General features: G+C 55.0%; 18 protein-coding genes. 16 read left to right on the forward strand and 2 right to left on the reverse strand.

Annotation, left to right across the window (positions count from 1 at the left end; translation table 11 throughout):
• Positions 1-1,264 precede the first annotated feature (1,264 nt).
• The 7 genes from BUE18_RS18975 to BUE18_RS19005 all read left to right on the forward strand — a co-directional run bounded on the left by BUE18_RS18975 (position 1,265) and on the right by BUE18_RS19005 (position 11,267).
• Positions 1,265-1,672, forward strand: coding sequence for an anti-sigma factor family protein (locus tag BUE18_RS18975; RefSeq protein WP_073477761.1), 408 nt, complete (start codon positions 1,265-1,267; stop codon positions 1,670-1,672).
• Positions 1,669-2,130, forward strand: a complete 462-nt coding sequence (locus tag BUE18_RS18980) for a periplasmic heavy metal sensor (RefSeq protein WP_073477762.1) — start codon at positions 1,669-1,671, stop codon at positions 2,128-2,130. Before BUE18_RS18975 ends, BUE18_RS18980 begins: the two co-directional genes overlap by 4 nt.
• Positions 2,130-2,681, forward strand: a complete 552-nt coding sequence (locus tag BUE18_RS18985; RefSeq protein WP_073477763.1) for an RNA polymerase sigma factor — start codon at positions 2,130-2,132, stop codon at positions 2,679-2,681. The genes BUE18_RS18980 and BUE18_RS18985 overlap by 1 nt, the downstream gene beginning before the upstream one ends.
• A gap of 179 nt (positions 2,682-2,860) precedes the next feature.
• Entirely contained in the window at positions 2,861-4,309 is a 1,449-nt protein-coding gene (locus BUE18_RS18990) for an efflux transporter outer membrane subunit (RefSeq protein WP_073477764.1), read from the forward strand.
• Positions 4,310-4,347: 38 nt separating this feature from the next.
• The gene (locus BUE18_RS18995) at positions 4,348-5,556 is read left to right on the forward strand and encodes an efflux RND transporter periplasmic adaptor subunit (protein WP_073477806.1); all 1,209 of its coding nucleotides are present in this window, start codon (positions 4,348-4,350) and stop codon (positions 5,554-5,556) included.
• Positions 5,557-5,567: 11 nt separating this feature from the next.
• Complete coding sequence (locus BUE18_RS19000) at positions 5,568-8,732, forward strand: efflux RND transporter permease subunit (RefSeq protein ID WP_244549343.1); 3,165 nt, start codon at positions 5,568-5,570, stop codon at positions 8,730-8,732.
• Positions 8,733-9,098: 366 nt separating this feature from the next.
• A complete protein-coding gene (locus BUE18_RS19005; protein WP_244549345.1) occupies positions 9,099-11,267 on the forward strand; it encodes a GAF domain-containing protein in 2,169 nt (722 codons plus the stop codon).
• On the opposite strand, the gene BUE18_RS19010 is transcribed toward BUE18_RS19005, so the two are convergent.
• On the reverse strand, positions 11,264-12,433 hold the full coding sequence (locus BUE18_RS19010) for a M24 family metallopeptidase (RefSeq protein ID WP_073477766.1): 1,170 nt from the start codon (positions 12,431-12,433) through the stop codon (positions 11,264-11,266). The genes BUE18_RS19005 and BUE18_RS19010 overlap by 4 nt on opposite strands.
• Positions 12,434-12,676: 243 nt before the next feature.
• On the opposite strand from BUE18_RS19010, the gene BUE18_RS19015 reads away from it, so the two are divergent.
• The 4 genes from BUE18_RS19015 (at position 12,677) to BUE18_RS19030 (ending at position 16,336) form a co-directional block, all read left to right on the forward strand.
• Positions 12,677-13,117 (forward strand): zinc ribbon domain-containing protein, encoded by a 441-nt coding sequence (locus tag BUE18_RS19015; RefSeq protein WP_073477767.1) that lies wholly within the window; start codon positions 12,677-12,679, stop codon positions 13,115-13,117.
• A gap of 55 nt (positions 13,118-13,172) precedes the next feature.
• Positions 13,173-15,080, forward strand: a complete 1,908-nt coding sequence (locus BUE18_RS19020; protein ID WP_073477768.1) for a cache domain-containing protein — start codon at positions 13,173-13,175, stop codon at positions 15,078-15,080.
• A 553-nt stretch (positions 15,081-15,633) separates the two neighbouring features.
• Positions 15,634-15,834, forward strand: a complete 201-nt coding sequence (locus BUE18_RS19025) for a cold-shock protein (protein ID WP_073477769.1) — start codon at positions 15,634-15,636, stop codon at positions 15,832-15,834.
• A 301-nt stretch (positions 15,835-16,135) separates the two neighbouring features.
• A complete protein-coding gene (locus tag BUE18_RS19030) occupies positions 16,136-16,336 on the forward strand; it encodes a cold-shock protein (protein WP_012609647.1) in 201 nt (66 codons plus the stop codon).
• 166 nt (positions 16,337-16,502) lie between these two features.
• On the opposite strand, the gene BUE18_RS19035 is transcribed toward BUE18_RS19030, so the two are convergent.
• Positions 16,503-17,276, reverse strand: a complete 774-nt coding sequence (locus tag BUE18_RS19035; RefSeq protein ID WP_083611146.1) for an RsmE family RNA methyltransferase — start codon at positions 17,274-17,276, stop codon at positions 16,503-16,505.
• Positions 17,277-17,555: 279 nt separating this feature from the next.
• Here BUE18_RS19035 and BUE18_RS19040 point away from each other — a divergent pair, with 279 nt between their 5' ends.
• From BUE18_RS19040 to BUE18_RS19060, 5 genes are all read left to right on the forward strand, one after another.
• Positions 17,556-17,924, forward strand: a complete 369-nt coding sequence (locus tag BUE18_RS19040) for a hypothetical protein (RefSeq protein ID WP_073477770.1) — start codon at positions 17,556-17,558, stop codon at positions 17,922-17,924.
• Between the two features lie 131 nt (positions 17,925-18,055).
• Positions 18,056-20,722, forward strand: a complete 2,667-nt coding sequence (locus tag BUE18_RS19045) for a valine--tRNA ligase (protein WP_073477771.1) — start codon at positions 18,056-18,058, stop codon at positions 20,720-20,722.
• A complete protein-coding gene (gene nadC, locus BUE18_RS19050) occupies positions 20,706-21,596 on the forward strand; it encodes a carboxylating nicotinate-nucleotide diphosphorylase (RefSeq protein ID WP_170868409.1) in 891 nt (296 codons plus the stop codon). The genes BUE18_RS19045 and nadC overlap by 17 nt, the downstream gene beginning before the upstream one ends.
• An 86-nt stretch (positions 21,597-21,682) precedes the next feature.
• Positions 21,683-23,740 (forward strand): protein kinase family protein, encoded by a 2,058-nt coding sequence (locus tag BUE18_RS19055; RefSeq protein ID WP_073477772.1) that lies wholly within the window; start codon positions 21,683-21,685, stop codon positions 23,738-23,740.
• Positions 23,741-23,897: 157 nt separating this feature from the next.
• Positions 23,898-25,052, forward strand: a complete 1,155-nt coding sequence (locus BUE18_RS19060; RefSeq protein ID WP_073477773.1) for an ABC transporter substrate-binding protein — start codon at positions 23,898-23,900, stop codon at positions 25,050-25,052.
• The last annotated feature ends 7 nt before the right edge of the window (positions 25,053-25,059 follow it).

Genomic DNA, 25,059 nt, shown 5'->3' on the forward strand with positions numbered 1-25,059 from the left:
AAATGAATTTCATCCGATGACGTTAGCCCATATCCTCGATTAACATATAAATATGGCATGAATAAGGATCTTTAGCAAGGGCGGCAAAGGAAAAAACCGGACCCGCAAAACGGAATAAAACAGCGTTAACTGAGCAACGAGAAACGATTTTGGGGGAAAACTTTTTTTAAAAAAAATCTTCCCCCAACCCCCTTTCAAAAAAACTTTAAATAGGCGGCTTTATACCAAGTTGCGTTTAAAAAGGTAATAATATTCGGGGAACAAATCAAAAAGACGCTGGGTCCCGGCTTGCGGGCGATCCTGAAAAGCAGGATCGCCCTTGCCGGGATGACGATTGTTTGCGGTAAGCGAAAGTGCAAAGGGCGCTTGAAGCCCTTTTGTGAGGATGCCAGGACGGCTTCTCCCCCTCTTTTCCTGGTATGGCCGCCGCTCTCCGTCATCCCCGTGGAGGGAGGGCGGCGGGATGACTGCGGCAGTTATGCAATCATCGTGACGCACTCACGGAAACGGGGACCCAGCGTCTTTCCCGAATAGCGCCGGGGTGTGGACTAAAAGCCCGGAAAATGATGGAAAAAATTACTCGAATGATAGCAACTTGGTATTATTCACCCAACCAATAGTATAGACGAGGCTGGCCCAGGCATCGTAGTTTAATGCCTGGGGCCGCAGGCCAAAAGGCGCGGCCAGGAAAAAATGTTGAAACCGGGAATGGTCGGCGGGCGGAAGGGATTGGATGAATCCGGGTTTTTTGTAGGGCCTTGGACTAAGATTTCGATCATACAACATATTTTGCTCCCGTTCCCATGCTGTGCGTGGAAATGCATATTAAAACTGCCTAAATTAAATTGGTTATCAATTGTGATGCCGGCTGATTGAAAACAGAACATCCAATGTGTACGTTTGTTTTGAACCACGGAAGTTACGGAAAACACGGAATTGAAAACTTCCGCGCCTCCCACGACTTGAAAGTCTTTCTCTATCATCCTGGCTCACGTTGGGCGCCGCTTGCCGCGCCCGCGAAGGGGTTGGGTCTCCCCCCCCTCGATGCTGCAATGGCGGAAATGGAACCCTGCGATTTTTTAGGCGCGTCTAAGCTGCGATGCGCCCTACCAACAGAATTTTAAAAAATCAAAAAAATTTTCGCAGGAAAACGGATTGTCGTTCGTTTGAATTATTGGACAGGCAGGTGTATGCTTTTTCGCATCCGCCTATAGTCCCGGTGCATTAATTGCATAACTCGAATAAGTTTAACCGGAGGAATAATATGGATTGTTCGGAGATCAAACATCGCCTGACAGCCTGGATAGACTATGAATCGCCCCAGGAGGAGGCCGAAAAAATCGAGTCCCATCTGGCCGAGTGCCCTTCCTGCCGTCAAGAAGCCATGGCCCGGCGAAAAGTGGCCGATGGCCTGGACGCCCTCCCCCGCTTTACTCCTCCCGCCAGACTCTCCCGCAAAACCATGCGCGCATTTCACAACGAAATGGAACGCCCAGGCCTGCTGCAGTGGTGGCGGGAGTTGAGCCTGAGCATGCAAGGAGCGGTCTGCGGCGCCGTTGTGGGAGGACTGTTATTCGGCGCCGTGCTTGGGACGAGCCTTTTGACCCTGAGCGCAGGAACCGCGGCCAATCCCTACCAAGCCATGTATGTAAGCGAGGGGATGATGCCATGAACCTTCTGCAAAAACGCATACTGATCATTTTTTCAATCGCCCTGAACATAGGGTTCGTCGTCGTCGCCCTAATACTGGTTTTTCAGCATTCCGGCTCTCATCACAAGGCTACCTTTGAAGAGCTTGCGGGAATCGTGCATCAACTGGATCTTCCGGAGGAGCAGGAGCAATCCGCTCTCAAGTGCGTCAAAGACTTCAATGTTGTGATTCATCAACTTCATGACGAGCTTGCAGACGCCCGGAAAAACATCTCTCTCGTTCTATCGGCTGACGGTCCCCTGGCCCCCGAGAAGTTGCATGCCGCCATAGCGGCGGCGGACAAAATCCAGGAGGAAAAAAGCATCAAGTTCGAGGCGCACGCCCTGGAGTTGCGCTCCATTTTGGGAGATGAAAAGGGAGCGGAGTTTTTTCAGCTCATGCACGCCAGATTGAAAAAAACGAGGGATAAAAACGATTAATGATCTTTGGTTCCCGCCACGCCAAACGCACCGACGCCGAACTGATGGCGCTGGTCGCCAAGGGAGACGAAAAAGCCTTTGAGGAATTGCTCAAACGCTACCAGGGCGTAGTGTACAATTTCGCCATGTACATGCTTAAAGACCCGTCCGAGGCCGAAGACATCGCTCAGGAAACCTTTCTGAGGCTGTACAAAACGTCCGCCGCATATCGCCAAAAAGCCTCGTTAAAAACCTTTCTGCTGAGAATCGCCAAAAATCTCTGCATCGACCATTTTAGAAAGAAAAAACCGGATTTACTGAACGAATTGCCGGAAATCCCCACGGAAGCCACCCCTCTATCCCAACTGGAAGCCGCCGTAAGCGCCGACATGCTGGAAAAAGCCATAGACGACCTGCCCGTCAACCAGCGCACCGCCGTTCTGCTCCGTCACATGGAGCAGCTATCCTACAATCAGATAGCCGAAGTCATGGAAGTCTCCCTGGGCGCCGTGGAATCCCTTCTTGTCCGCGCCCGTCGCACCTTGCGCGCCGCCGTGAGCGAAGCCGCCTAAAAAAAATCAAAAAAATTGCGCAGGAATTCCTTACCTCCTTCGTTAGACATAGTGAAGCCCTTGAAAAGGGTTAAATATTTTTTATCAGAGTGGGTAGATGCCCCGCAGGATACTTGCTGCACATATATCTTGAGATACCCCACAACTTTTGTGGGACGTTTCATTGGGAGACAAAAGGAATGCCCAGGTACTTAAACGCCATACTAATCATGCTTATCCTCTCGGGGTGCACCATGTTCAAGCCGGCGCCCCGCCCGGAAACGCCCATCGCCATGCCGGACCAGTTCACTCTGTATACGGAGGAGGAGCAAGGCCCGGAGGAATGGTGGAAGAGCTTTGACAGCGCCGAACTGGATGCACTGGTTCAGGAAGCGCTCTCAGGCAACTTCGACCTCAGAACCGCCTGGTCCAGGCTGAAGCAGGCCGACGCAGCCGCCCGGCAGGCAGGCGCAAATACAAAGCCGACCCTGGATTACAGCGCAGGCGCCGCCACGAGCAAACAGCAGACCAAACCGGAAAACGGAGACAGCTACCAAACCAACTCCGACTCTTTCAGCGCCGGACTGGCCGCAGCCTACGAGCTGGACCTTTGGGGCAAGCTGGACGCCTTGCGGCAATCGGAAATCCTTGAGCTGCAGGCCGCGGGCGAGGATCTGGAAGCCGCAGCCATGACCGTTGCCGCCGAAGTGGTGGATTCCTGGGTGGAAATTCTTTCCCTGAGAAATCAAATCAGCATCTTGCAGGACCAGATCAGCATGAACCAACGCATGTTGAAGCTCCAGGAGCTGCGCTTCGTCAACGGACAGGCCGACGCCCTGGACATATCCCAGCAGCGGGAAGCCCTGGCCCAGGCCAGAGCCAACCTGCCCGTCCTGCAAATGCGGGAGGAGCAGGAGATGAACGCCCTGGCCGTGTTGCTGGGCCGCGCGGGCAAGGGGTCTTTGGAGATATCGGAAAGCACGCTGCCGGGCCTGATCCCCCTGCCCTCCACGGGAATTCCCGCGGACCTGCTGGCCTCCCGGCCCGACGTGCGGGCTGCGGGCCTGAGGCTTAAGGAAGCCGATTGGCAGGTGAGCGCAGCCAGGGCCGACCGGCTGCCCTCCATCGCCCTGTCTGCGGACTTGAATTTTTCCAGCACGGCCATAGACCTTTTATTCAATAACTGGGTCGCAACCCTGGCGTCCAGCCTGACCGGGCCGATTTTTGATGCAGGATACAAATCCGCCGAGGTGGATCGCGCCAAGGCGGCGGCCGAGGAATATTTGACCGCCTACGCCCAGACCGTGGCCGAAGCCATCCAGGAAGTGGAGGAAAGTCTGGTCACGGAAAAACGCCAGAGCGAATACATCGCCCTGCTGGAGGATCAGTTGAAGGCGTCCCGAGTCACCTTAAAGGACGCCCATCTGCAATACCTGAACGGCCAGGACAATTACCTCGACTACCTCACGGCCTGGACCAGCGTGCAGGCCCTGGAACGCCAATTGGTGGACGAACAGGCGACCCTCATTAAAAACAGGGTGACCTTGTATCGCACCATAGGCGGCGATTGGACCGGGAAATATGTATCCCGCGCACAAGAAACGAAAAACGCGCAAGCAAACGCCGCATCGGAGCCTGCAGCAGGATAAGACGGACTTTGATCAGTTTTTTTAAGGAGCAAATATACATGACGCAGAAAAAGCACAAACCCTCATTTTTAGGAAGATTTATCGGACTGATCACGCCGATAGCCATTATCGTTGCAGGCGGGGCGGCATGGTCCTATTTCAAAACCACCGCGCCAGTCATGGAGCGCGCCCAGCCCAAGCGCCAGGTCTCGGTGGTTGAAACCATGCCTGCTGCCAAGAACGATCTGCGCACGGCCATTTCCGCCATGGGCACGGTAACGGCGGCGAAAGAGGTCACGGTCAAAGCCCAGGTTTCCGGGACCGTGCTGAAGGCTTCCTCCAAATTCGTACCCGGCGGAATCGTGCATAAGGGAGACGTTTTACTGACCCTTGACCAGGCCGACTACAAGGTTCAGGTCCAAAAGGCGCGCAGCGCCATGGCGGACGCCCAGGCGGCCCTGGCCATTGAGCAGGGTAACCAGAACATCGCCCGGGAGGAGTTGAGCCTTTTGTCCGAGCTTTCCGAAAGCAGCATGGCCCAATCCGATCTGGCGCTTAGAAAACCCCAACTGGCCCAGGCCCAGGCGGCTGTGGACAGCGCCGAAGCCGACCTTCGCCAGGCGCTGCTGGATCTGGAGCGCACGGTCATCAAGGCGCCTTTCAACGCCATGATCATGGAGCGGGACGTGAACGTCGGGACATACGTAGGCGCGCAGGACAGCCTCGCCTCTTTGGTGGGGATCGACGCGTTCTGGATCGAGGCTGTGGTTTCCCTGGATCAGCTTCATATGATCGACCTGGACCACCCTGAGGGATGCCCGGTGAAAATTCACTCCCAGGCCGGATTCGGAGAATGGGACGGCAAGGTGATTCAGGTGGCTGGAAAGCTGAACGACGCCAGCCGCATGGCCACGGTGATCGTGGAGGTTGAAAATCCTATGGGCGGCGCAGAAGGCCCCAGCGCAGCCAGATTAATGATCGACGACTACGTATACGCCGAAATTACCGGGCGCGAGCTGCCCGGCGTGATCGAAATCCCCCGTTCCGCATTGCAGGACGATGACGCGGTTTGGGTGCTTAAGGATAACGCCCTGGACATCCGCAAGGTTTCCCTGGCCTGGAAAGACGCGGACAAAGTGTACATCAGCAACGGCGTGGAGCCGGGAGAGCAGATTGTAACCTCCGGGTTGTCCACGCCTGTCCAGGGCATGCCTCTGCAGACCTTGGAAGCCGCAACCCCGGCCGCCGAAAATAAAACGGAAGCATAGAGAGGCGCCTTGTGAATACTGAAGAACTAACCAATACCAAAAAAGGCCCCATGGCCTGGATGGCCGGCAACTCGGTCATCGCAAACCTGTTGATGCTGGTTTTTGTGGTGGGCGGGCTCCTTGTAGGCTGGAACGTCAAGCAGGAAATTTTTCCCGACTTCACCATAGACCAGGTGAACATCACCATGGCCTATCCGGGCGCCAGCCCGGAGGAGGTGGAAAACGGCATCGTCCTGGCCATTGAGGAGGCGATAAAGGACCTGGAAGGCGTGGACGAGGTCACCTCCACGGCGTCGGAAGGCTCCGCAAGCATCGCCGTGGAGGTGATGGAAGGCTCGGACGTCACCCGCCTGTGGCAGGAGATCAAGAGCGAGGTGGACCGCATAAGCACCTTTCCGGACGAAGCGGAAGACCCGCAAATCGCCATTGGCAGCCGCAAGCACGAGGTGGTGACCATAGCGCTTCACGGCCCGGTGGACGAACTGGTGCTGCGTTCCGCTGCTGACTCAGTGCGCGACAAACTCCTTGGCAATCCGCACATCACCCAGGTGGAGCTCACCGGCGTCAAGGATTACGAGATTCAGGCGGAAATTCCACAAGCGACTTTGCGGCGCTACGGCCTGACTCTTACGGACGTTTCGGACGCCATATCAAACGCCTCGGTGGAGATCGGAGGCGGCAGCCTTAAAACTGAAGGCGGAGACATTCTGGTCCGCGTCAAGGACCGCCGGGATTACGCAACCCAATACGCCCAACTGCCCATCCTGACCCAGGATGACGGCTCTCGGGTGCTTTTGAGCGATATTGCAACCGTCAAGGAAGGCTTTGAAGACTCCAACACATGGGCGGAATTCGACGGCCAAAACGCCGTGATGATCGAGGTGTACCGGGTGGGGGACCAGACCCCCACGGAGGTTTCCGGCGCCGCCCTGGAAGTGCTGGAGGAGTTGAATCACACCCTGCCCGAAGGCCTGAACCTTTCCGTGCTGCGGGATTCATCGGAAATTTTCACCCAGCGGGCCGAACTGCTGACCAGAAACGCCTTGCAGGGGCTTGTCCTGGTTTTTATCTTCCTGGCTTTGTTTCTGGAAACCCGCCTGGCTTTCTGGGTCAGCCTGGGCATTCCAATCTCCTTTCTCGGTTCCTTTCTTTTCCTGGGGCCCACGGATTTTTCCATCAACATGATCAGCATGTTCGCCTTCATCGTCACCCTGGGCATTGTGGTGGACGATGCCGTGGTGGTGGGCGAAAACGTGTATTACTGGAAGCGCCAGGGCTACTCCAGCCTCCAGGCGTCGACGGCCGGCGTGCGGGAAGTGGCCATGCCCGTGGTGTTCAGCGTTTTGACGAATTTGGTCACCTTCATGCCCTTGCTGTTCATCCCCGGCTTCATGGGAAAAATCTTCAAAGTCATCCCCCTTGTGGTGGCGGCTGTTTTTACGGTGTCGCTGATCGAAAGCCTGTTCATCCTGCCCGCCCACCTGGGGCATCGCAAACGCCAGGAAGCGGTGTGGCCCCTGAACCACCTGGAGAAATGGCAGGATAAATTCAGCCGCGCCTTTGAAAACTTCGTCCGGGTGCGTTACGGCGCCTTGCTCGGATTCATCTTGAAAAACCGCTATTCGGTCCTGGCCGCCGGCGTCGCCATAATGCTGGCTTTGGGCGGATATGTTGCGTCGGGCCGCATGGGGCTGGAAATGTTCCCCAGAAGCGAGTCGGACTTCGCCTATTGCTCGGCGACCCTGCCCTACGGGTCCTCGGAAACGCGCCTGAAGGAAGTGGAAGACCGTCTTATAGAGGCTGCCAAAAAAGTAACCGCCGGAAACGGAGGGTCCGAACTGGCCAAAGGCGTGTTGACCAATGTATCCGACAATACGGTTACGGCCAGAATTTACTTGCAGGGCGCGGATGTCCGGCCCATCCCCACGTCCCAGGTGGTCAATCTGTGGCGCCAGGAAGCGGGAGCTTTCGCAGGACTGGAAACCATACGATTTGAATCCAACATGGGCGGTCCGGGATCCGGGAAAAACCTGACGGTCATGCTCAGCCACAGCGATACGGATACGCTGGAAGATGCGGGCGCGGCCCTGGCGGAGGACCTTGCCCAGTTTCCCATCGTCCACGATATTGACGACGGATCGGCACGAGGCAAGCGTCAATACGACATTCAACTGCTCCCCATGGGGGAACGCATGGGCCTGACCTCCCAAAGCGTGGCCCAGCAGGTTCGCAGCGCCTTCCAAGGCGTGCAGGCGGTGCAGCAGCAGCGCGGGCGGAACGAAGTGACCGTGCGGGTGAGCCTGCCGGAAACCGAACGGGCTTCCGAATCCACCCTGGAAGACCTGATTCTCCAGGCGCCGGAAGGCGAAGTGTTTCTGCGGGACGCCGTGCGGATGACGCCCGGACGCGCTTACACCGCCATCCAGCGCACCAACGGCAAGCGCGACATCCAGGTTACGGCCAATGTCACGCCTCCGGCCCAGGCGGAGAACATCAAGCAGGAGCTTACAGCCAGCATTTTGCCTGACCTTGCCAAGCGGTATCCCGGACTTACCTACAGCTTTGAAGGGCATCAGGCTGACATGAGCGAAAGTTTAAGCGCCCTGGCCGAGTACTACCTGCTGGCTTTGTTCGCCATATACTTTTTACTGGCCGTGCCGTTCAAGAGCTACTTCCAGCCGCTGATCATCATGTTCAGCATACCCTTTGGAATCATCGGGGCCATCCTGGGGCATATCATCATGGGCTACTCCCTTTCGGTGAACAGCCTCTTCGGGGTGGTGGCCCTTTCCGGAGTTGTGGTCAACGACTCCCTGGTGTTGATCGACCTGGCCAACCGCAAGGTCAAGGCCGGCGAGACCCACATGGAGGCGATCCTATCCTCGGGAATCCAGAGGTTCAGGCCCATTTTGCTCACAACGGTGACCACCTTCGGCGGACTCATGCCCATGATCATGGAGACGTCCTTCCAGGCCCGGATGATGATCCCCATGGCCATTTCCCTGGGATTCGGCGTGCTTTTCGCCACGGTGATCACCCTGGCCATGGTTCCGTCGCTCTTCCTGGTGCTTAACGACATCTCGCGGGTATTGGGAGTTTCCTCCGGCAACGAGGAGAAAAAACCAGAACCGGTGAAGCCGCCGGGCCCTACCCAGGAATCCCCGCTTCCTTCCTGACATTAAAAACCCAGGCCGGCCTTCCCGGGCCGGTCTGGTTTTTATGCAATGGAAATACGCTGTAATAATAAAGTCTTACTTTCACATCAAAGTCTTCAATTACTTATTCTAAAAACCAATAAAAAGAGTGGCTTGTGAATAATTGACAAGAATTATCAGATGCAAGTATTATTGGATTTTATGTAAAAATAACTCTTTTCGGCCATTTTTTTCTTGCTCAAGTTTAGATCGGGCCATTCCATGTTTTTTACCAAGCGAAATACGCTGACCACCATACCTATACTGGCATTTTTTATAATTGGCGCTATTTTGTTCCCTATCCTGGCCTCCTCAAGCGGCTTGCGCCTCTGGGCCGTTTTGACGGCAGTGCTGTGTCTTTGCACACTTTTCCTGATTTATTTCAACTCTATATCCCAGAGAGACGAGGCAGAACAGTCCTTTGAAGAATCCCGCCTGAAAACCCTGGTGGACCTGAGCGCCATGACCGAAGCGCCCTTGGACGAGATAGTCCATTTTGTTCTGGACGAGGCGGTTCGGCTGACCAAAAGCCAGATGGGCTACCTGGCTTTTATGGACGAAGAGCAGGCCGTCTTGACCATACAAGCCTGGTCAAAGAACGCCATGGAGCTGTGCGCAATGGAGGACAAGCCCATGGTGTACAAGGTGGAGGAAACGGGATTATGGGGCGAGGCTTTCCGCCAAAAGAAGCCTATTGTCACCAACGACTACTCCGTTCCCAATCCGGCCAAAAAGGGCCTCCCGGCAGGGCATGCGCCCATCAAAAGACACATGAACCTGCCGGTGATAGTCAGGGGCAAGGTGGCGGCCATTGCCGGGGTTGCCAACAAAAAAGAGCCCTATGACGAAACCGACGTACGGCAGTTTACTTTGCTCATGCAGGGCATGTGGCGGCTTGTGGAGGAGCAGCGCAACAAAGCCTCGCTGGAAAACGAACTGCACGAAAGCGAGCGCAAACTGGCCACGCTGATGAACAACCTTCCCGGCATGGCCTACCGGTGCAGAAACGACCAGAACTGGACCATGGAATTCATCAGCCAAGGCAGCCTGGATCTGACCGGGTATTCATGCGATGAAATCGTCGGCAATAGGGTGACTTCATATAACGCCCTGATTCACCCCGACGAACAGGAGATGGTATGGGACGAAGTACAGTCCTGCATTGCCGGCAAGAAGCCTTTTGTGGTGGTCTACCGCCTGATCACCAAGGCCGGCCGGGAAAAATGGGTATGGGAAAAAGGGCGGGGAATTTATTCGGCAGACGGCCAATTGGAGGCCATTGAGGGCTTTGTCACCAGCGTCAGCGAACAACTGGAAGCGCTGCAGGAATTGCGCAAGCTTCAAAACCTGTTTTCCAATATTGTCAATTCCATGCCTTCCATTCTGGTTGCGGTGGATCAAAAGGGGCTGGTCACCCAGTGGAATCAGGAGGCCGAAAACTCCACAGGCATAGAAGCGGCCTATGCGGAGGGCAAATATCTGGAGGACGTCCTGCCCAAGATGGCGGGCAAAATGGGCATGGTGCAAGAGGCCATGGAAAGCAACGCCTCGGTAAAAAAAAGCAAGGTCGCCGGCAGCCGGCCGGAGCATGGCAAGTACTATGATTTCACGGTTTTTCCACTTGTTTTCGAAGGGGAAAAAGGGGCCGTGATCAGGATCGATGACATCACGGAACGGGTCCACATAGAAGAAATGATGATGCAGTCGGAAAAAATGCTCTCCTTGGGCGGCTTGGCTGCGGGCATGGCCCATGAGATTAACAATCCCCTGGGCGGCATCATCCAAAACGTTCAGGTGGTCACCCACCGTCTGACTTGGAACTCCAAAAAAAATCTGCAACAGGCCGGCGAAAGCGGCCTGTCCTTTGACGCTCTCCAGGATTACCTGCAAAAACGGGGAATTGTAAAACTGCTGAACCTGGTTTTCGAAACCGGGTTAAGGGCTTCCTCCATTGTGGAAAATATGCTGGATTTCAGCCGCACCAATCAGCAAAGCGGCGTTCAGGATACCAGCCTTGATTTGCTATTGGATAAAACCGTGGAAATCGCGGCCAACGACCTCAGCCTGCACCGGGACTCGAAATTCTCCAAAATCCGCATTATCAAGGAATATGACGATACAATCCAGTCTGTCCCGGGAGAGCCGGGGAAGCTGCAGCAGGTCATCCTGAATTTATTGAAAAACGCGGCCCAGGCCATGGAGGGAAATCCGAAAGAACAGGAGCCCGCCGTCTGGCTGCGGCTTGTCGATGAGCCGGACTTCGTGAGAATGGAAATTGAAGATAACGGCCCGGGCGTCCCCGAGGAGGTCCGGGCCAAGATCTTCGAACCGTTTTTCACCACCAAGCCCGCCGGGATCGGCACCGGGCTTGGGCTTTCCGTGTCGTTTTTTATTGTCACCCAGGTTCATCAGGGAACCATGGAAGTTGAGTCGCCTTCCGGCAAGGGCGCCAAGTTCATCATCCGCTTGCCAAAAGTCAGGACCCCGGAAGAGGAAGATCCGGATGAAAAGGACTAAATGTCCACCACGGTCATGGCCAACGGCGTGGCGCTTAGCATTTCCCCGCCCGTTGAAGTCACCCGGATGGGGCATTCCAGGCGCATGCCTCCGACTCCGGGCACGGTGATGGATAAAAAGCCCACCTCCACCACGTTTTCTTCCAGCACGATCTCCGTATACGGCTCTGCGTTGCCGATGGGCGGATGCCACTCATGGCCCAGCACGCCCAGGCCGTGCCCGAAAAACGGCACGGTGTATTGGATGTATCCGTCCTTGGTCAGGCTGTCGTTTACGGCATGCCAGACCGTTCCGATGGTGTTCCCGGCCTTTAAATTGGTCACCAGGGTTTCGGCGGCCCGCAGATAGGCGTCCGCCAGCTTCTGCTGCTCAGGGTTCGGCTTGCCTAAAAGGTAGTTATGGGAGAGATCGGACATGAAAGTGCGGTACGTGGGATGAAAATCCACGATCATGTTGTCCCCGGCCTGGAGGATTTTGTCCGTCGGCTGGGTGGTGCCGCACATATTGTAGCAGGAGCGGAACCCCGAAGCCGCCTCGGTGGAGCCGGTAACGGCCCAATGATATTCGCTGCCAAGCCTGCGGAGCTCCATTTCTCCGATGCCCACGGCTTCGGCTTCGGTCATGCCTACGCAAAGCGCCTTGCGGACTTCTTCAATAGCGCTGTCCGCCATGGCCGTGGCCTGGCGCATGAGGACGATTTCCTCGGGATCTTTCACGTACCCGGCCATATCCACCACGTCCAGGGCGTTCACGAATGTCGCCTCAGGCAGGCCTTCCTTGAACAAGTCGTACTCGGTGGAGGTCAAGTACCCGGTGTTTCCCCGGGGGGAATGGCCCAGTTCCACCCCTAAAACGCCTTTTTCCAGGCCAAGCTCCTTGATTTTATGGACCACCATATCAGGCATGTCCATGCCGGGAATGGGGGCGTAGGGGATGATCTCGTCCAGCCAGGACTCCGCCTTGACCCGCTCCTGATCGATCATGAAATTAATCAGGCCCACATATCCGTCTCGGGTGACGATCACGGCGCCCCTCCAGGGCGCAAAGGCCCCGGCGGTAAAAGTAACGCTCACCATGCGGGTGCCTATTAAAGCGTCAATGCCCAGGGCCTGCATTTGCTCGATCATTCTTTTGATGCGGTTGGAATAATTGACCTGAATATTCATGATAATACTCCTTGTGCAATGGGGAGAAAGGATGGATCCAAGACCTTGGGCCTTATTATCATCTTCCATCTCGCCAGGCAATGTTTTGCCCCTAATATACAATGGAGTTTTTATTCCCATCCTTATTTTATGGAACATGGCCGAACCGGCCCGTTTGGCGCCTTTTTTGACTTTTGGTTTTCTTGCCATGCAAAACCAGCCATGGTATAAATTCATCCAAATCTACTAAAGGAGCAGTCCCCCATGAACGAAAACGATGTAGTGGCCTGTCTTGCCAATATATTAATGATTGCAGGCTCGGACAAAAAGTTCACGCATCAGGAGCAGGAAATTGTGGAAAAGGTGCGCCTGGAATTGGGCGCGGATGATGCTTTGCTGGAACAGGCCGTCGCTCTGGTTCACGGCGGGAATTATCAAATCACGCCCGTCGGGCGGTTTTCCGACCAGGTGCGAAACCTGGAAGACATGCTGTTGGTTTCCATGGCCGACAACACCCTGGCTATGGAGGAAAAAAAGGAAATCCTCCACTTCGCGCAACAGTTGAAACTTACGCAGGACCAAATCAACAGGATGCTCGCCCAAACCAAAGCATTGCTTAAAGGCGCCGGCTGCTGCAATGCATGCGGGACGCCTCTTGATCCTTCCGGCAATTTTTGCACCGAATGCGGAGCGAAGATAAAATAATCGATATAACAGGCATTCCAGGCAGGCCGGAACAGGAGCAGATCGCCCCAGGTTAATGAACGATGCAATCAATCATACCCCGAATGTCCGGATGATCCTTCGGAAAAAACCCGTCTTCAAGGTCATAGTCCTTTCCCTCGTCCTTTTTGCCGCGTTTATAGGCCTGTTCGACCATGTGAGCAGGCAGCACGTAAAGGTAATCGAAAGCCAGCGCCTGGATCAAATGAAGCAGCTGGTGGAAATCGCCCGGAACGCCATCGAGCCCATCGCCGCCGGATGCCGATCAGGAGATATTTCCCGCGAAGCCGGCATTGCGGAAGTCAGAAACCTTGTTCGCCGCATGACCTTTACGGAATCCCATGGAGACAATTACGTCTTCATGAGCGCCTATGACGGGACCATGCTGGTTCAGCCCTTTGAGCCGGACAAAGAGATGACCAACCAGTGGGATCTGAAAGACAGCCATGGCGTGTACATCATCCGGGAGTTGGTCAAAACGGCCGAAAACAAGCCGGAAGGCGGTTTTGTCCGCTATTTTTATATGCCGCCGGGCAGCGGCGCGCCTCAAGAAAAAATCTCGTTCGTTATGGGCGTCCAGGAACTGGAGTGCTACATAGGCGTGGGCCGGTACATGGAGGATCTCAGAAAGGAGCAAGCGGATTTCCGATGGAAGACGTTTATCCTGGAAACCATGCTGGTTTTGCTTCTCCTGGCCCTGTGCCTTATGGCCGTCAGTGAAATTGTCGTAAAAAACCGCCTTCTTGTAAAGGAGGTGCATATCCGCCAGGACTCGGAAAAGGAACTCAGGGCGCTCAAGAACTATCTGGGAGACATCATCAACTCCATGCCCTCGGTGCTCATTGGAGTGGACGGAAAGGGCAAGGTGACCCAATGGAACCAGCATGCTGAAAAAGTCACCGGCGTCAAAGAAGAAGAAGCGGCGGGAAGGGATCTGAAAAAAGTGTACCCCGCCGACTCCGCCCTCTGGGAAAAAATTTCAGACAGCATCCACAATCGGGAAATCGTCCAGCACAGAAAAAAAATAACCCGGGGAAACAACTTGTTCGAGTATGAAGACTTCACCATATACCCCTTGATTTCCGAAGGAATGGAAGGCGCCGTCATCCGTGTGGATAACGTAACCTCTAAAGTCCAGATGGAGGAGTTGGTCGTACAGTCCGAAAAAATGCTCTCCGTGGGAGGCCTCGCAGCGGGCATGGCCCATGAAATCAACAATCCTCTCGCCGGCATGATGCAGATGGCGGAGGTCATGTCCACCCGCCTGACAGGGAAGGACGTCCCGGCAAACCGGCAAGCGGCGGAGCGCGCCGGAACCACCATGGAAGCCATACACCAGTTTATGGAGGACCGGGGCATTCCGAAAATGATTGAGACCATACAATCCTCGGGGGTGAGGGCCGCCAAAATCGTGGAAAATATGCTGAGCTTCGCCCGAAAAGGGAGCGCTCAGACGACTCACGAGGATCTGGCGGAGCTCCTGGACTCCACCCTGGAGCTTGCCTTGACGGACTACGACTTAAAGAAAAAACACGACTTTCGCTCCATAAAAATCGTCAAGGAATACGAGCCTGGGATTCCTCCCGTTCCTTGCGACAGGCCTCAAATCCAGCAGGTGCTGCTTAATGTGCTTCAAAACGCCGCCTACGCCATGCAGGCCGCTTCGGGCTCCGGCAAGCAGCCGAAAATTATTTTACGGCTCAAAAGACAAGGCGGCATGGCCTGCGTGGAGATCCAGGACAACGGACCCGGCATGGAAGAAACGGTCTGCAAACGGATTTTTGAGCCGTTTTTCACCACCAAACCCACGGGTATAGGAACGGGGCTCGGGTTGTCCGTTTCGTATTTTATTGTCACGGAAGCCCATCAGGGGCGCATGGAAGTCAGCTCCCACCCCGGGCTAGGCGCCAGGTTCACCATCCGCTTGCCGTTATCCGTCATGTAAGGTGGGCAAGCTCAAAGACCGCAGTCGCTGACCAAAGGTTGTTTCAGCAGCCCAAAAAATGCAACCAAATCCAAACAAATGCTGAATAAGCAATTACAAATATCTTCTATTGGTTGCAAAAGATTCGTATACGGGCGACTGCGTAGGCTTTAAAATGCTGGATATGGGGGCGGCGGAAAGGATTTTATGAACTTGATTCACATTTAGCGTTATACGCCATGCCCCGCGGCGGGTTTCGCGTCCGTTTTCACAGGCCGCGGTCGGTAGGAGAAGGCGGTTTTTTTCACGATTGTGTATTCAGGGAATGCTATTATATCCGAGACATAGGAGCGAACTTCCCAATTCATTTTTTTTCACAAAAAAGTATTAATCTCCCCTTTTCCAGCATTTTTTTTCTTGACTTCATAACGGCTCTCAACTATTGTTAACTATACCCCATGCATAAAAGCAACGCAGGGCTGGTTTCAACTTAGGAGACGTGCATTTTTTAAAAAGTGCGCCCTCCGGGTTCGAAACTGTATTTTCTTTTCACTATCAGTAGGAGGTCAGTACTTTGGCAAACGGAACAGTAAAATGGTTTAATGACTCCAAGGGTTATGGTTTTATCGAACGCGAAGAAGGTGGGGATGTGTTTGTTCATTATTCCGCCATTTCCGGCTCAGGCTTCAAAACCCTTGCAGAAGGGGATCGTGTTAGCTTTGACGTAGAAGAAGGCCAAAAAGGCCCTGCAGCAGCTAACGTAGTCAAGCTGTAACCAAAGAGCAGTCGGCCTACAGGCCTGAGAAATAAGGCGCCTCTCTTTCCCGGGAGGCGCCCTCTTTCCAATTCAGCCGCAACGGCTTTCGATTGATGTGCTCAAACCTGCAAACATTTCCGGACTTGATGTTTGCCCGCACCCTATGACGTTTTCCAGACGCCGCCCATTCCCCTGGTTCCAAAAGGCTTGCATCCGGATGCTCCGAGCGAACGAGGCGCACATCTGGCCGTGGTCCGACGATTTTCAACCACGAAAACGATTTTTCGTGCAATTAACAAGTAAGCAGGAGGTTAGTCCCGTGGCAAACGGTACAGTAAAGTGGTTTAATGACGCAAAGGGTTATGGTTTTATTGAGCAGGAAGAAGGCGGAGACGTCTTTGTGCACTATACCGCCATAACCGGAAAAGGCTTTAGAACGCTTGCGGAAGGCGACAGGGTTTCCTTTGATGTGGAGCAAGGTCAAAAAGGGCCTGCGGCGACCAACGTCATTAAATCCTGATCATCCCTAATAGGCGCGGCAACTCAGCGGCAAGCACGCCGGAGCAGGCGAAAGGCGGCCTGCGCTTGTAACACGCCCGGACCGGATTAATACTCAAGCTGACAATTAGGGTCGAACCCGCGGCTGAAGACGAGAAACCCTTCAAGCCGGCAGGAGCGGTGCGTCCTCACGCTCGGACGGCAAGCCTGGGCAGGCCCCCCAAGTCTCCAAAGCCGGCCTGGATCAGCGCGCAAGCGGCCAAAGCCGCTGTTTCCGCTCTAAGTATGCGCGGCCCCAGGCCTGCGTGAACCATGCCGGACTCTTTCAACTGGGCCGCCTCGTGGTCTTCGAATCCCCCTTCCGGGCCAATGACCACCAACACGGACCTGGGTGGGGAGTCTATGCGGGATTGGAGCACCTGCTGAAAGGGCGTGCGGGATTTTTCCCAAAAAACCACGCCCAGATCGTACTCAGCGGAAATCGCACACAATTCCTCAAAGCTCACAGGCGCATCCACTTCCGGCAAACGCACCCGTTCGCACTGCTTGACCGCTTCCGCTGCGATCTTTTTCCAGCGCTCCCGCCGATCTTCAGGGTCCTTGACCTTGGGCACGGATCGCGACGCGTAAAAGGGGCGCCAGCCGTGCATTCCAAGTTCGGTGACTCCCTTTAGCAGCTTGTCCATCTTGCTGGTTTTGATCATGGCCATGGCGAGATCGATCTTTAATGGGCTTTCCGTGGCCCCTAACCGCCTGTCCTGTATCTCCACCTCCATGTCCCTGGCGCCCGCGGACAGTATTATCCCCTTATATTCCAGGCCGCTGTTGTCCAGGAGGATGACGGGATCCCCCTTCGCCAGCCTAAGGACTTTTTTAGCGTGCTTTGCGTCCTGGCCCGTAATGAAAGCCCTGTCGCCCGTTATCTGCTCCGGCTCTATATAAAAACGTCTGATTTCCGCCATGGCGTTTTCTCCTGTTTTTCCAAGGCAATCATTGACATCACGTGGCTATTGTAATTAAAAGGACGACTCGTCGTCCAAAGCCGTGGACGGCGGCCCGCCGGCTTCCGGATTCGTCCGTGCTCGATTGACATTTCCTTAATAACATAAGGGAATTAGAGCATCAAGGGAAAGGCCGGATCCGGTCGTATATGGCGTTAATTGGCTTGACACAGACTATTCTTCTTGCTAAGGTTCCGAAAATTGTTGTCATATCCGCCAAGAACCTACGGAGAGAGGCTTATGGAAGACAGCTACGCCCCTTCTAAGGACAATCGCACTACAAACGACGACTCAAACGGATCCGGAGCTTTCGGCGCTGCAGGCGACGACGACCTTATGGGCGCCATCGGCATTGACCTGGAATCGGACCTGTCCAATGCGGACGACGTCCTTTTGAGCGACCCCGAAGGAATCATGGAATCGGAAGCATTCGACTCCTCTGATTTGGATTCGGATGATTACGGTTATTTGGACCCTTATACTATAGGCGCTAATGTAGCCGCTGTAGTACGTCAGCTTGTATCCCAAAAGATTGATCGCATAATCACGGTCGCTGTGGAACAGGCTGTGGCCAAGGAATTAAGAAGGCTTCAACAGAAGCGTGACTAACGCTTTTTAAATTCCTACTAGTTTTATGGACTGGGGATTAAGCGATTGATCCCCTTTTTCACGTTTAAGGGCAGCTAATATATTATTAAATTCAAAACATTAGCTGCAAATTGCAGGAGATTAAACACATCATGGATTCCAAACTCGATAAAGGCTATGAGCCCCACGACGTGGAGGCGCACTGGTACGCATTCTGGGAGTCGGAAGGACTTTTCGCCGCCAAGGAAGAAGGCGGGGACGACACATACTCCATCGTCATCCCTCCGCCCAATGTAACCGGCGTGCTCCACATGGGCCATGCACTGAACGTCACCTTGCAGGACATCCTGTGCCGGTACCGCCGCTCAAAAGGAGACAACGTCCTGTGGATGCCGGGAACCGACCATGCAGGCATCGCCACCCAGAACGTGGTGGAGCGGCAACTGGCCTCGGAAGGCACGGACAGGCATCAGGTAGGCAGGGAGGCCTTTATCGAAAGAGTATGGGAATGGCGCAAACAATACGGCGGCGCCATCATCAACCAGCTCAAACGCCTGGGCGCTTCCTGCGACTGGGACCGGGAGCGGTTCACCATGGACGAAGGCCTGTCCAGGGCCGTCCGCAAGGTTTTCGTGGACCTCTACGACCAGGGCCTGATCTACCGGGGCGACTACATCATTAACTGGTGCCCCCGGTGCCATACCGCCCTGGCCGACCTGGAAGTGGAGCACGAACAAACCGACGGCAAGCTCTACCAAATCCTGTATCCCTTTGTGGACCAGGAAGGCGGACTGATCGTGGCCACCACCCGGCCGGAAACCATGCTGGGCGACACGGCGGTGGCCATCAACCCCAAAGACGAACGGTATGAGGACCTGACCGCCGAAAAGGTCATGCTGCCCATCATGAACCGGGAAATCCCCATCGTGAAGGACTCCTACGTGGACCTGAAGTTCGGCACAGGCGCCCTGAAAGTCACCCCGGCCCATGACGTGAACGACTTTGAAATCGGCCTGCGCCACGATCTGCCCAGGGTCAAGGTTATCGGGGAAGACGGCTGCATGACCGCCGAAGCCGGCGAGTTCGAAGGCATGGACCGCTTTGAATGCCGCAAGGCCATCGTGGCAAAACTGGATGAAATGGGGCTGTTGAAAAAGGTCGAGCCCCACGATCACGGCGTGGGCCAGTGCTACCGCTGCAAAACCACGGTGGAGCCCAATCTGAGCAAGCAATGGTTCGTAAAGGCCGGCCCCCTGGCTGAAAAAGCCATCAAGGCCGTGGAATCCAAAAAGACCCGGATCGTGCCTGAAGTGTGGGAAAAAACCTACTTTGAATGGCTCTACAACATCCGGGACTGGTGCATCTCCCGCCAAATCTGGTGGGGCCACAGAATCCCGGCCTGGACCTGTCAGGACTGCGGTGAAGTTATGGTTCGCCTGGAGGACCCCGAAAAATGCCCCTGCGGATCCGCCAATCTGCAGCAGGAATCCGACGTTCTGGACACTTGGTTCAGTTCGGCGCTTTGGCCCTTCTCCACCATGGGTTGGCCGGATCAGACCGAACTGCTTAAAGCCTACTATCCCACGTCGGTGCTCATCACCGGATTTGACATCCTGTTTTTCTGGGTCGCCCGCATGATGATGATGGGCCTCCAGTTCATGGATGAAGTTCCCTTTAAGGACGTGTACATCCACGCCCTGGTGCGGGATGAGAACGGCGAAAAGATGAGCAAGTCCAAGGGGAACGTTATCGATCCTCTGGAAGTCATCGAATCCCAGGGCACGGATGCATTCCGGTTCACCCTGGCTTCTTTTGCGGCCATGGGCCGGGATATCAAGCTGTCCGTCAAGCGCATTGAGGGTTACCGCCACTTTATCAATAAAATATGGAACGCCGCCCGGTTTACCCTGACCAACGTGGAAAACAACCCGGACGCCGCCGCCAAGGCTTCCAAGTCCACGGCCATACCGGACCGGTGGATTCTCTCCCGCCTTAATCAGGTCATCCTGCAGGTGGAGGCAGACCTGGAGGCCTACCAGTTCAGCAGCGCCGCCAACATTCTTTATAAGTTCATGTGGCACGAATTCTGCGATTGGTACCTGGAAGCCATTAAGCCCATACTATACAGGGAAGGGGCGGAAGAAGAACGCAACGCAACCGTGGCGACCCTGCAAAGGGTGTTGAACGACGCCCTTGTTCTGCTGCATCCTTTCATCCCCTTTGTGACCGAGGAAATCTGGCATCACATGCCGGGAGCCGAAGGCTCCATTATGAAGGCCCCCTACCCCGCGGCTGTTGATGAGGCCGTCGGCCTGGGTCCGGATAAGGACGCGGAAAAGGAAATGGAGCTGGTTATGGCGGCGGTCACCGCGGTGAGGAATATCCGCGGCGAAATGAACATCCCGCCCAACCAGGCCCTGGCCGCTATTATCGAGCCTACGGACGATTTCGCCAAGGAAGCCCTCGCCAGGGAAAGCGGCCTGGTTTCCAATCTGGCGCGCTTGTCCTCCCTGGAAGTGGGAGGCAAACGGCCCAAGGGCGCGGCCACGGCGGTTGTGGACGGAGCCTCCGTGTACGTCCTTTTGGAGGGCGTCATCGACCTGGACAAGGAAGAAGCCCGCCTGGAAAAGGAAATCGCCAAACTCACCAAGGAATTGGTGAAGCTGGATAAAAAACTCAATAACGAGGATTTCCTGGCCAAAGCTCCCGACAACGTCGTCGAAAAGGTCCGCGGACAGCAGGCTGAAATGACGGAAAAACGGGAACATCTGGAATCGAATCTGGAAAAGGTGCGTGAAATTCATGGCGACCAAGGATAACAATTCCGCTCCGGCCCCGGACGCATGGCGTCCGGGGCTGGAAGTCTCCGGCATCGTCACAAGGCTTGTAGCCCTCGCCCTGGAAGAGGACCTGGCCACAGGAGACATCACCACCGACCCCATCGTGCCGCCGGATCGCAAGGGCGAAGCCGTTATCAAAGCCAAGGAAGACCTCCTTGTGGCGGGCATGGACATGGTGCGCATTGTCTTTGACGCCGTGGACCCGGAAATCCGCATCGACGTCCTGACTCCCGACGGCGCCCGCGCCAGGCCAGGGGACACCATGGCCAGGCTTTCGGGCAGGCTGCGCCCCTTGCTGTGGGGCGAAAGGACTGCCCTGAACTTTCTCCAAAGGCTTTGCGGAATCGCCACCCACACCCATGCCCACGTGCAGGAGGCCAATGGCCTGGACGTGAAACTGGTGGACACCAGAAAAACCACCCCGGGCTGGAGGCTGCTGGAAAAATACGCCGTGAGAGTCGGCGGCGCATCCAATCACCGCATGGGGCTTTTTGACGGCGTCCTGATCAAGGACAATCACATCGTGGCGGCGGGCGGCATCGCCCAGGCGGTGGCCCTGGCTCGTAAAGGCGCTCCTCATATGGTGCGCATCGAGGTGGAGGCGGCTTCCATGGATGAAGTGCAGGAAGCGCTTGACGCAAAAGCGGACGTAATCATGTTGGATAATATGAACCCGGACCAAATCAGCCAGGCCGTCCAATTGATAGCGGGAAAGGCCCTGGTGGAGGTTTCCGGAGGCATAAAAAAAGAGACCATCCGCACGATGGCCCGGACCGGCGTTGACATCCTGTCGTGCGGGGCCCTGACCCACGGCGCACGAGCTGTGGACATCAGCATGAAAATTACGGTATAAAGCAACGAGAGACCGCTTACAAGCTACCCTGACCCGGGATTGCGCCGTCCTTCCGAGCCGGCGCCTGAAAAAAAATCGAGTGATCCATGTTCCAGGTCGAAAAGACAAAAACCATCATCCTTGAAGAAGACAATAGCACGTCTTCCCCCAAACAATCGGACAAGCCTCGTCCTGAAACCACCAAACTCGACGTCGTCAATTTCTTTTTGAACCTGTACAGAAAGCAGATAGGCGCCCCGCCCTCCTGCATGGGAAAATACACGGCCCTCGACTCGGACGCCCACGGCCCGGAATCCCTGTATGAACTCAAAGTGAGAATCGGAGAAGACGTCCACACCCGGCGCATGACCATCACGCCCCTGGGCGAGGACACGGGCAGCCGCAGCAAGTGCTTTTTCGTCATCTACGACGTGCACATGGTCCTCAAAATTCCCCCCATGGAGCAGAACAATCTCCAGGAGTATATCGAAAGCATACGCCGGGACGCCAAAATCGTGGACCGCCTGGCGCCAAGGGAATGCATCGTCCCCAGGGTTTCCGTTATCCTGAAAATGATCCGCACCTTTGACGATACGGAAGACCTTTCGCCCATGCAGTTTGAGGAGGTCTACATCAAATGGCTCATGGAGGATCCCCGGACTCAGGAATTCCTGAAAATCAACGGGTCCTTCGTTTATTTTATGGATCTGGCGAAATACTACTTCCTGGGAGGCATCGTCGCTAAAATGCAGGGCGATAAAGACAGGAACGCCCAGGAAATTTTAGGCCACCATGATCTGATTTGGGAAATCGACGATTTTGAAGGCCGTTACGGATACCAGTTCGCATCCCTTTGCGAAGACCTCCAGCACCTATACGGCAAATGCCGCGCCGCTGCCAGCGCCGTCCTGATCCGGCACAAACTGGCCAACGCGGTCCAGGATTACCGGATACGCAACTGGTTTCTCATCCATCTGGCGGGAAGAACCGTCAAGGCCGAGGATGCGGACGGCAATGCCAAAATTCTGGACGACTTAAACAAAGCCCTCAACGAATTGATGGAGGAAGAGGCTTCCACGGTCAACGCGTACCGGAAAATGATCAAGGAATACATCAGGGAAAAGATGTTTTTCCGGAACAAGCCCCAGATGGAAACCATCATCGTCAACCTCCTGGAGCTTCTCGCATGGCTGCGCACCTCCAAAGTGTCCATCAGGGACTTGAAGCCGGACAATCTCCTGGTGGCCGGCAACCCCGACAACTACCCTTATTTTTTAACCAACGCCGGGGAATATAATATCGGCCTCATCGACGTGGAAACCGCGGCTGATTTCTCCGGCGGCGAGCCCGGATCCATGGAGCAGCCGCTTTTGGGCGGCACCCCCAATTACGCCACGCCAAGCCACCTTTTCGCCAATGAAATCATTGCCCTGGCCTGGGGCGACGTGGGCCGCATGCTCCATTACCAGGATTGGCAAGCCACCTTGGGCATGATCTATCGCGTCGCTACGGGCAAAACCTTGTTTCCCAAAACAGGCAAAATCCTGCCCAAGCTGCCCAAGATGTTCAGCCAGGCGCCCAAGGGAAAAACCCCTCTGGACCTGATCAAGGAAACAAGCAAATTGTTCTGGCAGTCGGCCATGGCGGAGTTTGACGCCAAGCGCCAGCAAAAGGAAGAGGCGCTGCGCACTTTGAAGATTACTCTGGATGAAACCGCCGTGGTCATGCTGCAGGAAGAGCTCGCTATTGAAAGCGAAATTGTGCTTGAGGCTTTGAAAGCAAGAATACTCAATCAAAAAATATACACCAGCAAAGACGCCAAGAAAAAACTTTTCGCCGCTTCCGCCAAAAGCCTGAACCAGCAAAAAGTGCGGCTTGCAAATACTCCGGACGGCAATGCAGCCCAAACCAGGGTCAAGCGCCAGGCGCTTAAGCTGTTCGGCGATCTGGAGCGCATGAAAAACCACCTCGCCCGTCTGGCATGGGCGCAGAAACAGCTTGCCAAACCGACGCCCGCCTTTTCGGTTTTTGAGATTATGGGCATCCTGTTTGACGCTCTCATCGTCACCATGCATAAGCCGGACTGGCCCGATCTTACGGGCGGCGACGTAGGCGCCTTCGGCCAGACAGGCAAGGACGCCACCTACCAGCATGCGACTATATAAAATCTCCCGGCGCCGTCAGCATGGAATACATCTTGCATAACTTCCGGTGCATTTGCGCACTCATAATGACGCCAATAAACTTGGCGCCATGCTCTGGTCCAAAGGATTTACCATAAAAATATAACCGGTTGGATCCACTTGTCGTCGTGAGGCCGCTATGCAAAAGGTTAAACTCCCGTCCCATGCATTAATTGCCGCCTTGATCATCTCCGCCTTGCTGTTTCCGGCGCCGGCGGCCTTGGCCGGGACGGCGCCCAAGACAAACAACGGCGTCAAGTGGCGCATCGGGTATTTGGAAGGCGGCCCCTGGCCCGACTACTACGAAAGCCTGCTTGAAACCGCCATAGGCCTTTCCGAACTGGGGTGGATGGAAAAATTCGCCCCCCCCAAGCACGGGAGGCCCGACGACGCCAGGGCCTTGTGGCTATGGCTGGCCCGCACTATTAAAAGCCCCTATCTGGAATTTGCAGAGGATGCCTTCTGGTCCTCAAATTGGGAGGACGAGGCCAGGGAGACGAACCGTCTTGCCTGCATAAAAGCGCTGCACGAACGAAAAGTGGATCTCATCATGGCTATGGGAACCTGGGCCGGCCTGGACCTGACCAACAACAAGCACAGCGTCCCCACCATAGTCATGTCCTCCACGGATCCCATTCAGGCGGGAATCATCAAAAGCGCCAAGGACTCGGGCTTCGACCATGTAACGGTGGAATGCGACCCGACCCGCTATCTGCGGCAAATCCGCCTGTTCCACGACATTATTCAATTCAAAAGGCTGGGTTACGTGTGTGAAGACTCGCCCGAAGCCAAGGCCTACTCCAATGAACAAGACTTAAAAACAGTGGCCAAAGAACGAGGCTTTGAACTGGTGGACTGCTATACCCCTGATACCAACGTCTCAGAGGAAAAGGCCGTTCAGGGTTATTTAAAATGCCTGGAAAAAATCGCTCCGGAGATTGACGCCTTTTATTTTAGCGCCCATCAAGGAGCGGCGCCGGAAAATATGCATAAAGTCCTGGCTCCGCTCATGGAGCATAAGATACCCACCTGGTCCAATTGGGGAATGGTCTGCGTGAAAACCGGCGCCCTTATGAGCGTGGGAAGAAAGAATTTTAGAGAGTACGGGGCGTTTTACGCCAAAGATATCGCCTTGATATTTAACGGCGCCAAACCCAGGGATTTGAATCAGGTCATGAAAGAAGAACTGACCCTGGCCATTAACCTTGAGACCGCCAGGATCATTGGTTACAAGCCTCCGAAAAATCTTTTAAAAATCGCAGAATTTGTTTTCAATGATATCGAAACCCCATGACGGAGCC

It is taken from the genome of Desulfatibacillum alkenivorans DSM 16219, assembly GCF_900142135.1.
Classification (GTDB): domain Bacteria; phylum Desulfobacterota; class Desulfobacteria; order Desulfobacterales; family Desulfatibacillaceae; genus Desulfatibacillum; species Desulfatibacillum alkenivorans.

Excerpts from the sequence above, each read along its gene's own strand:
- BUE18_RS18980 (WP_073477762.1), top strand. The coding sequence starts at position 1,669 with ATGAACCTTCTGCAAAAACGCATACTGATCATTTTTTCAATCGCCCTG.
- BUE18_RS19035 (WP_083611146.1), bottom strand. The coding sequence starts at position 17,276 with ATGGCGGAAATCAGACGTTTTTATATAGAGCCGGAGCAGATAACGGGC.
- BUE18_RS19010 (WP_073477766.1), bottom strand. The coding sequence starts at position 12,433 with ATGAATATTCAGGTCAATTATTCCAACCGCATCAAAAGAATGATCGAG.
- nadC (WP_170868409.1), top strand. The coding sequence starts at position 20,706 with ATGGCGACCAAGGATAACAATTCCGCTCCGGCCCCGGACGCATGGCGT.
- BUE18_RS19040 (WP_073477770.1), top strand. The coding sequence starts at position 17,556 with ATGGAAGACAGCTACGCCCCTTCTAAGGACAATCGCACTACAAACGAC.
- BUE18_RS18990 (WP_073477764.1), top strand. The coding sequence starts at position 2,861 with ATGCCCAGGTACTTAAACGCCATACTAATCATGCTTATCCTCTCGGGG.
- BUE18_RS19015 (WP_073477767.1), top strand. The coding sequence starts at position 12,677 with ATGAACGAAAACGATGTAGTGGCCTGTCTTGCCAATATATTAATGATT.
- BUE18_RS18995 (WP_073477806.1), top strand. The coding sequence starts at position 4,348 with ATGACGCAGAAAAAGCACAAACCCTCATTTTTAGGAAGATTTATCGGA.
- BUE18_RS19020 (WP_073477768.1), top strand. The coding sequence starts at position 13,173 with ATGAACGATGCAATCAATCATACCCCGAATGTCCGGATGATCCTTCGG.
- BUE18_RS19045 (WP_073477771.1), top strand. The coding sequence starts at position 18,056 with ATGGATTCCAAACTCGATAAAGGCTATGAGCCCCACGACGTGGAGGCG.
- BUE18_RS18985 (WP_073477763.1), top strand. The coding sequence starts at position 2,130 with ATGATCTTTGGTTCCCGCCACGCCAAACGCACCGACGCCGAACTGATG.
- BUE18_RS19060 (WP_073477773.1), top strand. The coding sequence starts at position 23,898 with ATGCAAAAGGTTAAACTCCCGTCCCATGCATTAATTGCCGCCTTGATC.
- BUE18_RS19055 (WP_073477772.1), top strand. The coding sequence starts at position 21,683 with ATGTTCCAGGTCGAAAAGACAAAAACCATCATCCTTGAAGAAGACAAT.
- BUE18_RS18975 (WP_073477761.1), top strand. The coding sequence starts at position 1,265 with ATGGATTGTTCGGAGATCAAACATCGCCTGACAGCCTGGATAGACTAT.